We start from the raw sequence: 11,899 nt of genomic DNA, 5'->3' as shown, positions 1-11,899 counted from the left end.
CGCACGCCTCCCAGGACAGAGGGTCGTAAGCGCCCTCGACGACGGGCAGCCCCTCGCCGGCCGCCCATTCCCGCAGCGCGCGCATGCGGCGCGCGTGCTCGTCGGCCGGCGCGATGTTCGAATTGGCGAACAGGATGGTCAGGTCGTGCCCGGCCGCTCGCAGGATCCGCACGGGTTCGAGCGAGCACGGCCCGCAGCAGGCGTGCAGCAGCAATTTCATCGTTCGCCTCCGTCCAACAGCCATGACCAGGCGGGGACGATGCGGACGACGCCTTGGTCGGTTTGGACCGTCTCCTGCTCGTCCAACGTCACCACCCAGGACTCCTCTACGCCGTAAGCCGACATGGCCGCTTCCAGCGCCGCAAGCTCCCGCTTGCGCGTGGCGGGGTCGGCCAGGCTCGTGGAGGACTGCACCAGCCGGAAGGCGTCCTGCATAAGCGCGTCGCCCACCACGAAATCAACCTCGCGTCGCGTCGATCCTCGGTCCAGAAGAACCCGGGAGACGCTTCCTCGGCGCACGAGGTCGGCCTGGCGCCGAAGCGCCAGGTACACCGCCGTTTCAAGCCGCTGCTCCTCGTCGCGCGCCGCAGAGGGGGAGAACGCCATGAGCATGCCCGGGTCCACCGCGTACACCTTCGCCGGGGAGCGCGGGTTGTCCGCGAGCGCGCGCGAGAACTCGCGGACGGAAAACAGAAGGTACGACTCTTCGTAGTAGCCAAGAAGCCTTGAGAGCGTCTCGCGGGACACCGACGAACCGAGGCTGCGGAATCTCCCATGGACCTTGTTGACCGACAGCTCCCGCGCCGAGGACGCCATGCACTGCGCAAGGAAGCTCGAGGCGGCGGAGAGGTTGGCCAGGCCGTACCGCTCGACCACGTCGTAGCTGACGGTGCGGTTCGCGTACTCCTGCAAAAGCAGCGCGCACTCCGAAAGCCCCCGGTCCTGCACGGGAACGAATCCCCCGCGCACCAGGTAGTCCGAGCAGGCGCTGCGCAGCAGCGCGCGCTCGCCCGCAGTGAGCGCGCCGGCCGCGAGCGCCTCGCGCGGAGGGATGTCGCCCCCGTGGAACCGCACGTACTCGGCGAAGCTCAAGGGGAAAAGCTCGTGGGGAAGCGCCCTTCCCCGAAACTCGCTGGCGATATCGAGCGAGAGCATCTTCGACGACGATCCCGTGACGTAGATCGTCGCCTTGGCCGTGTCGACCATGCGGCGCAGAAACAGCCCCCAATCGGGCACCTCCTGCACCTCGTCGAAGAAGAAGAACGCCCCCTCCTCCCTGGCGCGGGGGTTGAGGGCGTAGAACGTCTCGACCACCTCCGAGAGCAGGGAGGCGTCGTAGGGCTTGAGGCGCTCGTCCTCGAAGTTGAAGTACAGAAGGGACGCCTCCGGGTAGCCTGCGGACACGATGCGGCGCATCTCCTGGTACAGGCGGTAGGTTTTGCCGCAGCGCCGAACGCCGACGACGACGTTGACCAGGTTTCCCCGCGCCGGCGGTTGGATGCTGCCAAGGGACAGGTCGCGCTCGAAGGCCTCCGGAACGCCCTCTGAGAAGAACTCGCGTATCTTTTCGCCGATGATGGGGCGCATGCGCCTCCTCCGTCCATGCTACGGTTTCGACAAAATACTACATCTTGTCGTTCGAAGCGACAAGATGCATAAGCAACTTGTCGTTTGAGAAGGCAAGATCGTCATCGGATCGTCCGAAAGCCGTTGCGCGGACCGCGTTCGGAAGCGCGGATGCGGGGGTTTCGCCGGGGATTTCGCGCAGCGCCCCGAAGACGTGGCTTATACTACCATGCGAACCGAACCATCCGCACGAGCAAAAGGAGCCTTCGCATGCGCACGCCTTCCTACCGCGCCGTCTTCTTCGATCTGGACGGCACGCTGCTTCCCATGGAGATCGACGAGTTCATGCGCTCTTACTTCGGCGCCCTCGGCGCCTACGTCGCCCGCTTCGGCGTGCCGTTTGAGGCGTTCAAGGCGGGCATGCTGGCCGGCATCAAGAACATGGCCTCGCACGACGACGGCCGTCCCAACGACCAGGCGTTTTGGGAGGGCTTCTTCGCGCACGTGGACGCGGGCGCGTGCGATTGGGAGGAGGAGCTGGCAAGCTTTTACGAGCACGAGTTCGGCGCGCTCGGCCAGGGCGTGGCGCCGAACCCGGCGGCCGCGCGCGCCGTGGAGGCGCTGGCGGCCAAGGGCTATCCCCTTGTGCTGGCCACCATGCCGATGTTCCCCGAGCGCGCCGTGCGCTGGCGGCTTGCATGGGCCGGCGTCGATGCGGACCGGTTCGCGCGCATCACCACGTTCGACAACTCCACCAGCGTGAAGCCCAAGCCCGCCTACTACGCCGAAAGCTTGGCCGCGGCGGGCCTTGCGGGCGCCGACGTGCTCATGGTGGGGAACAACACGGTGGAGGACCTGGGCATCCGCGCGCTCGGAGCAGACGCGTTCCTCGTCACCGACTGCCTGCTCGACCCGACGGGCGGTTTCGACCTGGCCTCGGTGCGGCACGGCTCCTTGGAAAAGTTCGCGGACTGGGCGGAGGCCCTGCCTGTCTGCGAGCGCCCGGCCGAGGGCATCGAGCGGGGCTTGGTGGACGCCGCCGCGCGCGATCGGGTGCTCGCGGAGTGCCTGGACCCGGCTGCGGACGCGGCGGCATCGGGCGCGGGCTTCGTGGTCAACGGGGTGGAGGGCTGACATGGCGCTGTTCGACTGCACGGTGGAGGCCCGAAGCGGGCACGCCCGCGCGCTGGCCTACGAGACGGCGCACGGCGTCTTTCGCACGCCCCTGTTCATGCCCGTGGGCACGAGCGCCACGGTGAAGGGCGTCACCGCAGGCCAGCTACGCGATCTGAGCGCCCAGGTGGTGCTCGCCAACACCTACCACCTTTCGTTGCGCCCCGGCGCCGACGTGGTGGAGGCGGCCGGAGGCGTGCACCGCTTCATGAGCTACGACGGCCCCATGCTCACCGACTCGGGCGGTTTTCAGGTGTTCAGCCTGGCCGACACCTTGAAGCTCGACGCCGACGGCCTGACGTTCCGCTCCATCTACGACGGCGCGAAGATCCGCTGGACGCCCGAGGGCAACATGGCCATCCAAGAGCAGCTGGGCGCCGACATCGCCATGCAGCTCGACCAATGCACGCCGTATCCGGCCGACAGGGCGTTCGTCGCGCGCGCCGTGGACCTGTCGGCCAACTGGGCGTGCCGCTGCCTGGCGGCCCACAAGCGCCCCGATCAGACGCTCTTCGGCATCGTGCAGGGCGGCATGGAGCTGGATTTGCGCCTGGAGTCCGTCCGGCGCTTGCGCGAGATAGAAGACGAGAGCCTGCGCGCGGGCGGGCGGCGCTTCGGCGGCTTCGGCATCGGCGGCTACTCGGTGGGCGAGGAGCACGAGGTCATGTTCCAGACGCTCGGGCAGGTCGCCCGCGCCTGCCCCGAGGACCGGCCGCGCTACCTCATGGGCGTGGGCAACCCCACCACGCTCGTGCGCGCGGTGCGCGAGGGCGTGGACATGTTCGACTGCGTGCTGCCCACGCGCACGGCCCGCATGGGCACGGCGTTCAGCTCGACGGGACGCATGAACATGCGCAACGCCAAGTTCACGCGCGACTTCGGCCCGCTCGACCCCGCGTGCACGTGCCCCACCTGCCAAAACCACAGCCGCGCCTACATCCGCCACCTCGTGAAGCAAAACGAGATGCTCGGCGGCATCCTGCTTTCCATCCACAACCTGCACTACCTCATCGATCTTATGCGCCGCGCCCGCGAGGCCGTGCTGGCCGACGCCTACGAGGAGTTCTACGAAGCGTGGATGGCAAGCCCCGCCGCGAAGGACTACTAGCGTGACAGGGGAACGTGGCGTGACAGCGCGTGACAGGGGGACCGTGACAGGGGGACGGGGATAATGTCACCTTGTCATCGCGCCTGTAACGCACCATGCCTCGAAGGTGACATTATCCCCGTCCACCTGTCACGATCCCCGTCCCCCTGTCACGCTAGTCCCCCTGTCACGCTAGGGGCGGGGCGGCCGGCCGCGCCCGGGCGGGCGGAGGGGGAGTCCCGCCCGGGCGCGCGGCTTCCGCGTGCGAGATCCTCCTGCCCGCAGGGCGCGGCTCGCAGGCTATTTGCCCGCGCGCTCCTTCGCGGCGTTGGCGGCCAGGCGCGCGGAGACGATGGCCCAGCCCGCCGTGGAGCCCGGAGCCACGCCGGCGTCGTAGCAGTCGCCGTAGAAGCCGCTCGAGTCCATGCCGCACACGTAGAGGCCGCCGATGGGTTCGTCGTTCTCGTCCAGGGCCTCGGCCTTCGTGGACACCCTGATGCCGCCCACGGTGGTGAAGAACCCGTTGCCCACCTCGAAGGCGTAGAACGGACCCGTCTCGATGGGGACGAGGAAATCGGGGTTTTTCCCGAACTCGGTGTCCGTGCCTGCGGCGCACAAATCGTTGTAGCGCTTCACCGTGTCGGCAAGCGCCTGGGGGTCAAGCCCCGCGCTTTCGGCCAGCGCCTCGATGCTGTCCTCGATGAAGATGTGCTCGTTGCCTTGGTCGAGCATGCTCTGGATGTCGTCGGGCAGGGTGTCGTAAGGCGTGCCCGTGGGGGCGGCGGCGCCCACCTCCACCTGGGTGCCCTCGTTGGTGAACTTATCGATGATGGCCTGGTCCATGATGGTGAACACCGACTTCTGCCCCTTGTGGGCCATGCCGTTGAACGGGAAGTTGAGCGCGAACATGTCCTCGTTCACGTAGCGCTGGGCCTTCTCGTTCACCCACAGGACGGGCTGCAGCGAGCAGGCCGCCGACACGTGGCTGCCGTAGGTGCTGCCGATGAGGATGTTGCCGTAGAAGTTGGCCACTCCGGCGTCCCAGCACAGCGCGGCGCCCGCGTTGTGGGCCATGCGGATGCCGTCGCCGTCGTGGCCGGGCATGCCGGAGGCCACCACCTTGTCGGGGTCGACGCCGGCCAGCGCCTTGAGCATGGCCGGGTTGTTGCCGTAGCCGCCGGTGGCGATGATGACCGAGGAGCACTCCACCTTGATCACGCGGTCGTCCTCGTCCACGGCCAGCACGCCGACCACGTTCCCGTCCTCGATGACCAGGCGCTTCGCCGGCGTGTTGCAGCGGATGTCCACGTTGAGCTTCTCGGCCGCCGCCACCATGCTCTCCACGAACTGGGACCCCAGGCCCCGCGCCGGATCGCCGGCGTACTCGTGGCAGACCTGGTAGGAGGGGCCGAACGCGCGGACGCGCTGGAAGTTGCACTCCAGCGACTCCAGCCAGTCGATGGCATCGGCGCTGTTCTCCAGAAACGCCCGGTACAGGGCGTAGTCGGGGATCCAGTGGTGGTAGGCCATCAGGTCGGCTATGAGCTTGTCCTGATGGATCTCCACGCCCTCGGCCGCCTGCCAGTGCGTTCCGATGGCGGCCATGCCCTCGGTGCAGATGAACGACCCTCCCGGCGCGCCGTTCTTCTCCAGGCAGACCACCGACAGGCCGTTTTGGACGCTCTGCATGCTGGCGGCCAGGCCCGTGCCTCCGGCGCCCACCACGCACACGTCCACGTTGAGCACCTCCTGCGGCTCCCCAAGCTCCTCGGTGTCGGCCGCCCAGTCCTCGACCGCCGCCTGCGCCTCTTGGCCGGCGGTCGCGTCGGGCGCCTTTCCGCCTGCGCCGCCCGCGCCGCCTCCCGGCGAGCATGCGGCCAGCGCGCCTCCCGCCGCGCCCGCGGCGGCCGCCAGTCCCACGCCCTGCAGAAACGCTCGTCTCGACAATCCCCTTGCCTCCATGGTGTCCTCCCTGCTCTCGTGCCGCGTGCGCGGCTGGGTTCCGGACGGTCCTGCGCCGCCCTCGGGTCCGCATTGAAGCATGCGGGGCCTGCGTCGGAATCCCTCGTTTCGGCTGAACCGCGGGGTTCTGCGCTTTCGGATGACGGGCGGGCGCGCCTCCTGGCCGAAATCATCTGTTTCAGATGACATGCGGTGGCCGCTGCCAGCTTGCGCTCGGGCGGTTTCTCGGGTACGGTCGATCCGGGAGCGGCGCGCGGCGCGCCGGGTGAGGACGGGAGGGCGCATGGGCAAGGGAAGCGACGGAAGAGGGCGCGCCGGGAATCCGCGCGCCACGCTGCGGGAGGCCGCCGGGTTCGCGGGGTTCGTCCTGGCTGTGCCGTGGGTGCCGTGCGCGCGGTTTTTCATGGGGCGCTACGAGCTTGGGATGTTCGGGGATCCGGCGGCGAAAGACGCCCTGTTCCCCTTCCTGCTGTCGTTCGCCGCGCTGTTCACGGCGGCGCTGGCGGCGACGGTGCTGGTGCGGACGCGCTCGGAGGCGGCGGTTTTGCGCCCCTGCGCCCTGCTCGGCGTCGTCTTGTCCGCCGTGGGCGCGGTCCTGCTGGCGTCTTACGACGCGCAGGTCGAGGCGTCGGCGGCGCTCGGGGCGCTGCTGTGCTCGTGCTTCGGGGCGGCGTGGGGCTGTCTGGCGGGCGCTTGGCTGCGCGAGGCGTCGTCGTGGCCGGCGGGGCGCAGGATGCGCGCGATGGTCGCGGCGGCGGTGGCGGCGGGCGCGTTCCTCTCGCCGCTTCCCCATGAGGCGCTCGATGTCGCGGCGTTGGCGTGTACGGCGCTTTCCGCACTGTACCTCGCCTTCGCGGCAGGAGGCGCCGATTCTTGCCCGATCAGGGCCGACGCGCATGCGGAGGCGCGTCGCGATCCGCCTGCCCCCTCGCGCGACCTCGGCAGGGAGGCTCCCTTGTTCAAGCAGTGCGTCCGCCGTGCGACGCTTCGGGCCTTCGCCTCGCTGTTTCTCATAGGGCTTGCCTGGGCGACCATGGGGTATGTGTTCGCATCCACGGCGGGGCGGGGGACGGTTGCGCCGCTGACCTGGACGATGCCGTTTTTCGGGACGGCTGCGGCATGCGCGCTCCTCGCGGTCGGCTGGGCGCGGCGCCGCGAGGCGGACCTGTACGTGGCGCTGCGGCTGAGCTGCGTGACGGCCATACCCGCGTTCTTCCCCTTGAGCGGCGAGAGCGCCTACGCCCTCCAATTCGCGATAGCCTTCGTGACGCTGTCGGCGTTTTCGGTCGTGCCGTTGGCGGTCATGCTCGTGCTGGCCGAGGAGGGGGACCTGCGCGCCCTGGGGTCCTCCGGGGCGCTGAGGGGCGCGGCCGGCATCGGGTTCGGCGCGTGCGCGGGCCTGCTCTTCGCCCATTTCGTGGTGGCGCGCAGCCCCATAGGGGAGGAGATGGTCTACTTCGCCGGCCTCATGTCGCTTCTGTGCGCGTTTCTGGCCACGAACGCGCTGATCGTGCGGGAGCCGCTGGAGATGGCGAAGCTGGTTGCCGCGAGCAGGTTCCCGCTGCGGCTGGACATAGCGGAGCGCATGGGGAAGGAGGACGCCCTGTCCGAGGCGTGCAAGCGCCTTGCCTTGGAGAAGTGCCTCTCCGAGCGCGAGACGGAGGTGCTGACCATCCTGGCGCGCGGCAACAGCCTGCAGCGGGTGCAGGAGGACCTGTTCATCTCCGAGGGAACGGCGGCCACCCATCGCCGCCACATCTATAGGAAGTTGGACGTGCACTCCAAGCAGGAGCTTATAGATTTGGTGGATTCGCTGATGGGCGGAAGGCGGGGCGAGCGACCTTAGGGAAAAAGGCCGTCCTTTGGTTTCCACCTCGGCGTTTCCATCCCCCGTGATCCCCCGTGGTTCCCTTAGGTTTCCACCCGCAACCCGTTCTGGCGCGTTCTTCTGGGTTGTGGCAAAATAATCGGATTGCTGAGAGAAGCTCCGCAGGCCCTTGCGGCGTGCGGCTGCATACGGAAGTAGGGAGAACGTCACATGGCGTCAACGCGCAAGACGAAGAAGCGTGCGGGATCGAAGGACAGGCGCAACGTCTGGCTGCTCGTGGCCACCACCTTGCTGGTCATCGGGTCCATCATCATGTTCACGCCGCCCCAGGAAAAGATCAACCAGGGGCTTGACGTCCAGGGCGGTTTGTCGGTGGTGCTCACGGCCAAAGGCTCCGACGGCGCCGCGGTGAGCGCCGAGGACATGGAGAAGTCCCGCGCCATCATCGAGAGCCGCGTGAACGCGCTGGGCGCCTCGGAGGCCGTGGTGCAGGTGCAGGGCACCGACCAGATACTCGTGCAGATCCCCGGCCTCACGAACACCGAGGACGCGCTCGACACCATCGGCAAGACCGGCAAGCTGGAGTTCGCCCGCCTCGATTCGTTCACTGACCAGGACGTGGTCAGCAAGATCGAGCAGGGCCAGTACGCCGGCGAGGGCACGGTGACCGACGCCTTCGGCAACACCTTCCCCTCGGGCAAAGAAGAGCATCTCGCGGTGGAGGAGGGCACCTACACGCCGCTCGTCACCGGCTCGAACATCACGAGCGTGTCGGTGGGGCAGGCGTCCCAGACATCGACCGACTACGCGGTGAACCTGTCGCTGGACTCTGAGGGGACGGCCGCGTTCGCCCAGGCGACCGCCGATTTGGTGTCGACGAACGGCCAGATCGTCATCATCTTGGACGGAGAGGTCCAATCCGCCCCGGCCGTCCAGAACGAGATATCCAACGGGGACGTGTCCATAACGGGGGGCTACACGCTCGACGAGGCGAAGGCCATGCAAACCGTGCTGGAGAGCGGATCTTTGCCCGTGAGCTTCGAGTACGCCCAAAGCCAGGTGGTGGGTCCCACGCTCGGGCAGGACGCGCTCGCCTCGGGCGTGCTGGTGGCGCTCATCGGCCTGGCGGTGGTCATGCTGTACCTGCTGTTCTTCTACCGGGGGCTTGGCCTGGTCACGGCGGGCGCCATGGTGGTGTTCGCCGTGCTGTACCTGGGCATCTTGGCAACGCTTTCGCACTTCGGGCTGTTCAGCCTCTCGCTTGCGGGCATCGCCGGCATCGTGCTCACCATCGGCATGGCGGCCGACTCCTCCATCCTCACCATGGAGCGCTTCCGCGAGGAGATCCGCATGGGCCGCAGCGTGCGCGCGGCCTCCCTCACGGGCGTGCGGCACGCCATCGTCACCTCGGTGGACGCCGACCTGGTCACCCTTGTGTCGGCGCTGTCGCTGTTCTTCTTGGCCAGCGCCTCGGTCAAAGGCTTCGGGCTGACGCTGGCGCTGGGCATCGCGTGCGACATCCTCATGATGCTTTTGTTCAAGGCGCCGCTCATCCGCATCCTGGCGCCCAAGGTCATCGCGCGCCATCCGGGCTTCTGGGGCATCAGGGACAGCCAGGAGGCGGCGAAGGGCTACGAGGCGCTGGCCGCCGCCGAGGGCACGAGCGTGGCCGCGGCCGAGGCGGGCGAGGCCATCAACGCCGCCGAGTCGGCCGAGAAGGCGGCTTCCCGCGAAGGGGCCGCCGGCGCGGCCGCCGCGCAGGCGGCCCGCAAGCCGCGCGGCAAGTTCGTCAAGCGCGACATCAACTTCCTCGGCCATCGCAAGGTGTTCTTGGCGGTGGCGGCCGTGCTCGTGGCCGCGTCGTTGGCCGTCGTGGGCGTGCGCGGCCTCAACTTCGGCATCGAGTTCGTGGGCGGCACGTCGGTGGCGTTCCATGGCACGGGCGGCGTGGCCATCGAGCAGATGCGTTCGGCCTTCAACGACGCGGGCGAGCCCGACGCCGTCGTGCAGACCACGAACACCGACGGCGAGGAGGGCTTCCTCGTGCGCACCACCACCACGAGCGCCGAAGAGGCGGCGGCCCGGGCCAACCAGGTGGCCGGGGAGCTGGGGCTGTCCACCGACAGCTTCGAGGTGACCACCATCGGGCCGGACTGGGGCGCGAGCGTCATACAGTCCTCGCTCATAGCCTTCCTCGTGTCCATCGTGCTCATCATCGTCTACATCGCCATCCGCTTCGAGTACAAGATGGGCGTCACCGCCATCGTGGCGCTTCTGCACGATCTGGTGCTGGTCATGGGCATCTACGCGCTTGTGGGCCGCGAGGTGAACCCCAACACCATAGCCGCGCTGCTCACCATCTTGGGCTACTCGCTCTACGACACGGTGGTGGTGTTCCACCGCATCAACGACAACATGAAGTCCGACGACATCAGGTGCACGTTCATGACCATGGCGAACCACTCCGTCAACCAGGTGCTCGTGCGCACGCTCAACACCACGCTCACCTCGCTCATCCCGGTGCTCGCCATGCTGCTGTTCGGCGGCGAGACGCTCAAGGACTTCGCGTTCGCCATGGTGATAGGCCTGGTGTGCGGCTCCTACTCGTCCATCGCGGTGGCCACGCCGCTCTACGCCATGTGGAAGACCCGCGAGCCGCGCTATGCGAAGCTTGCGAAGAAGTTCGGCCCGGAGGTGGGCCGCTTCGAGTTCGGCAACCCGCGCGCGCTGGCTGCGGCGGGTGCGCAGGCGGCTGCACCCGCCGCGACGGCGGAGCGTTCGCGCAAGGCCAAGGGCAAGAAGCGCTCCGCCGCAAGGTAGGGGAGCGAAAAGACGATCGGAAGGAGACGCGTCATGCGCCAGGGAAGCGCCCCCAACTTCTGCCCCCCGGTGGAAGAGGGCATGACCATCACGTTCGAGGACGAGGCCGGCGAGCGCGTAAACCTCGAGTTCCTCGGTATCATCCTGCACAACGACCGCCGGTACGGCTTCTTCTTCCCCGTGAGCGAGGAGGAGCCCGCCGGCTCGTCGGGCGAGCTTGTGATCTTGGAGGCGACCGAGTTCGACGAGGACGGCCAGCCCGCCGGCTTCGAGCTTGTGCTCGACGAAGGCGTGGCGGCCGAGGTGTACGAGGACTTCCGCGAGGCGACGAAGGATCTGTACGACTTCTCCGATTGACAAGACGGGTCGGGCGGCCTGTGCGGGAGCGGCCGCCCGGCCCGGCCCGCGATACGGCCCCTAGCGGCCCAGCGGATCCCAGCCCGCGGGCGGCTCGACCCTCTTTGATTGGGCGATGGCGGCCAGGTAGGCCACCTCGTCGTGGATGGCCCGCTCAAGGCGGCAGACGTCCTCTTCCGTCTCGGCGAATTCGAAAATGCGGGCGGCGCTGTCCTTGATGGCCTCCATAAGCCCGTCGTAAGCGTTGGCGTCCATGCTCCTCAACCCCTTGCGATCGAAGGGGAGGGCGGCCCTCTCGCGAACCCCGATCCCTCTCTCCCCTTGTTTTATTGGCGGTCTGTAAACTATAGTTTACGACTTTCGTTCCGGCCGGCACTAGCCTTTAACCGGCATGGAGAATACTTCACTAAAAACGCAACTCGGCTCCAACATTGCGAGCCTGCGAGCCGAGCGAGGCCACTCGCAAGGCTCTTTCGCGTTGATGGTCGGCGTGAGCCGCCAGTACCTCATCGACATAGAGAACGGGCGCGCCAACCCGACGGTCGACGTGCTGGAGCGCATCGCGGCCGGCTTGGACGTTCAGGTGGCCCTGCTGTTCCGCATGCCGTAGCGGGTTGCGGGGGAGGATGCCTCTCGCTCGCGCTCGGTTGCGGCCTCTCCGCCGAACCGCCGTTGGCTTGGGACCGTGCGGAGCGGCCGCGCAGGACCCCGCGCCCGCTCCACCGTTAAACCGACGTTGGCACGAACTCCGCCGAAGGTGGTTCGGCGAAGGGCTATCCGCGAGTTGGTCACAAACCGCGCCCTGTGGCAATTTGGGCGGCCTATCCGGCGCGCCGGCGGGCCGTGCGATTCTCGCGACCTGGTGTTTCTCCGGGCACAAAGGAGGCGGAGGGCGGAAAGACGCTCCCGCGCGTGCCATAGGGTGCTGTTTGCGACCAACCTGCGGGCGCTCCCGCTGTTAAACCAGGATTGACATAGGCCAGGCCGGTTCGCCGGGCAAAGCCCCACCCGTCAGGCGAGGAGGGCCTTGCCCGGCGCCCGACCAGGGAAGGCCCGGCCCGAGATTCGGCAAACACCGGTTCGTGTCAACGGTGGTTCAACGGAGA

General features: G+C 68.0%; 10 protein-coding genes. 6 read left to right on the top strand and 4 right to left on the bottom strand.

The annotated features are described in order from the left end of the window. The coding region (locus tag ACWKY3_RS07375; protein WP_449315781.1) for an epoxyqueuosine reductase QueH at positions 1-220 on the bottom strand (220 nt) is incomplete at its 3' end. After that, positions 217-1,587: an ATP-binding protein gene (locus ACWKY3_RS07370; protein ID WP_449315780.1), complete on the bottom strand. Its 1,371-nt coding sequence runs from the start codon at positions 1,585-1,587 to the stop codon at positions 217-219. The genes ACWKY3_RS07370 and ACWKY3_RS07375, both read right to left, overlap by 4 nt. A gap of 249 nt (positions 1,588-1,836) precedes the next feature. Here ACWKY3_RS07370 and ACWKY3_RS07365 point away from each other — a divergent pair, with 249 nt between their 5' ends. Next, entirely contained in the window at positions 1,837-2,700 is an 864-nt protein-coding gene (locus tag ACWKY3_RS07365) for an HAD family hydrolase (protein WP_449315779.1), read from the top strand. A gap of 1 nt (position 2,701) precedes the next feature. Further along, positions 2,702-3,847, top strand: coding sequence for a tRNA guanosine(34) transglycosylase Tgt (gene tgt / locus ACWKY3_RS07360; RefSeq protein WP_449315778.1), 1,146 nt, complete (start codon positions 2,702-2,704; stop codon positions 3,845-3,847). 279 nt (positions 3,848-4,126) lie between these two features. Here tgt and ACWKY3_RS07355 read toward each other — a convergent pair whose 3' ends face one another. Further along, entirely contained in the window at positions 4,127-5,788 is a 1,662-nt protein-coding gene (locus ACWKY3_RS07355; RefSeq protein WP_449315777.1) for an FAD-dependent oxidoreductase, read from the bottom strand. Between the two features lie 283 nt (positions 5,789-6,071). Here ACWKY3_RS07355 and ACWKY3_RS07350 point away from each other — a divergent pair, with 283 nt between their 5' ends. The 3 genes from ACWKY3_RS07350 (at position 6,072) to ACWKY3_RS07340 (ending at position 10,793) form a co-directional block, all read left to right on the top strand. Beyond that, the gene (locus ACWKY3_RS07350) at positions 6,072-7,634 is read left to right on the top strand and encodes a response regulator transcription factor (RefSeq protein WP_449315776.1); all 1,563 of its coding nucleotides are present in this window, start codon (positions 6,072-6,074) and stop codon (positions 7,632-7,634) included. 192 nt (positions 7,635-7,826) lie between these two features. Continuing rightward, the gene (gene secD, locus ACWKY3_RS07345) at positions 7,827-10,436 is read left to right on the top strand and encodes a protein translocase subunit SecD (protein WP_449315775.1); all 2,610 of its coding nucleotides are present in this window, start codon (positions 7,827-7,829) and stop codon (positions 10,434-10,436) included. Positions 10,437-10,469: 33 nt separating this feature from the next. Next, positions 10,470-10,793 carry a DUF1292 domain-containing protein gene (locus tag ACWKY3_RS07340; RefSeq protein ID WP_449315774.1) on the top strand — a complete coding sequence of 108 codons (324 nt, stop codon included), beginning with the start codon at positions 10,470-10,472 and terminating at the stop codon, positions 10,791-10,793. Positions 10,794-10,853: 60 nt separating this feature from the next. Here the strand turns inward: ACWKY3_RS07340 and ACWKY3_RS07335 are convergent, their stop codons facing one another. Further along, positions 10,854-11,048, bottom strand: coding sequence for a hypothetical protein (locus tag ACWKY3_RS07335; protein ID WP_449315773.1), 195 nt, complete (start codon positions 11,046-11,048; stop codon positions 10,854-10,856). A 136-nt stretch (positions 11,049-11,184) separates the two neighbouring features. On the opposite strand from ACWKY3_RS07335, the gene ACWKY3_RS07330 reads away from it, so the two are divergent. Then, positions 11,185-11,403, top strand: a complete 219-nt coding sequence (locus ACWKY3_RS07330; RefSeq protein WP_449315772.1) for a helix-turn-helix transcriptional regulator — start codon at positions 11,185-11,187, stop codon at positions 11,401-11,403. The last annotated feature ends 496 nt before the right edge of the window (positions 11,404-11,899 follow it).

This window comes from Rubneribacter sp. (assembly GCF_965361815.1).
The sequence above is the reverse complement of the archived record's forward strand: the minus strand, read 5'-3'. Positions and strand labels throughout refer to the sequence as shown.

Coding starts and splice junctions, on each gene's coding strand:
- ACWKY3_RS07340 (WP_449315774.1), top strand. CDS start 10,470: ATGCGCCAGGGAAGCGCCCCCAACTTCTGCCCCCCGGTGGAAGAGGGC.
- ACWKY3_RS07370 (WP_449315780.1), bottom strand. CDS start 1,587: ATGCGCCCCATCATCGGCGAAAAGATACGCGAGTTCTTCTCAGAGGGC.
- ACWKY3_RS07365 (WP_449315779.1), top strand. CDS start 1,837: ATGCGCACGCCTTCCTACCGCGCCGTCTTCTTCGATCTGGACGGCACG.
- secD (WP_449315775.1), top strand. CDS start 7,827: ATGGCGTCAACGCGCAAGACGAAGAAGCGTGCGGGATCGAAGGACAGG.
- ACWKY3_RS07335 (WP_449315773.1), bottom strand. CDS start 11,048: ATGGACGCCAACGCTTACGACGGGCTTATGGAGGCCATCAAGGACAGC.
- ACWKY3_RS07330 (WP_449315772.1), top strand. CDS start 11,185: ATGGAGAATACTTCACTAAAAACGCAACTCGGCTCCAACATTGCGAGC.
- ACWKY3_RS07350 (WP_449315776.1), top strand. CDS start 6,072: ATGGGCAAGGGAAGCGACGGAAGAGGGCGCGCCGGGAATCCGCGCGCC.
- tgt (WP_449315778.1), top strand. CDS start 2,702: ATGGCGCTGTTCGACTGCACGGTGGAGGCCCGAAGCGGGCACGCCCGC.
- ACWKY3_RS07355 (WP_449315777.1), bottom strand. CDS start 5,788: ATGGAGGCAAGGGGATTGTCGAGACGAGCGTTTCTGCAGGGCGTGGGA.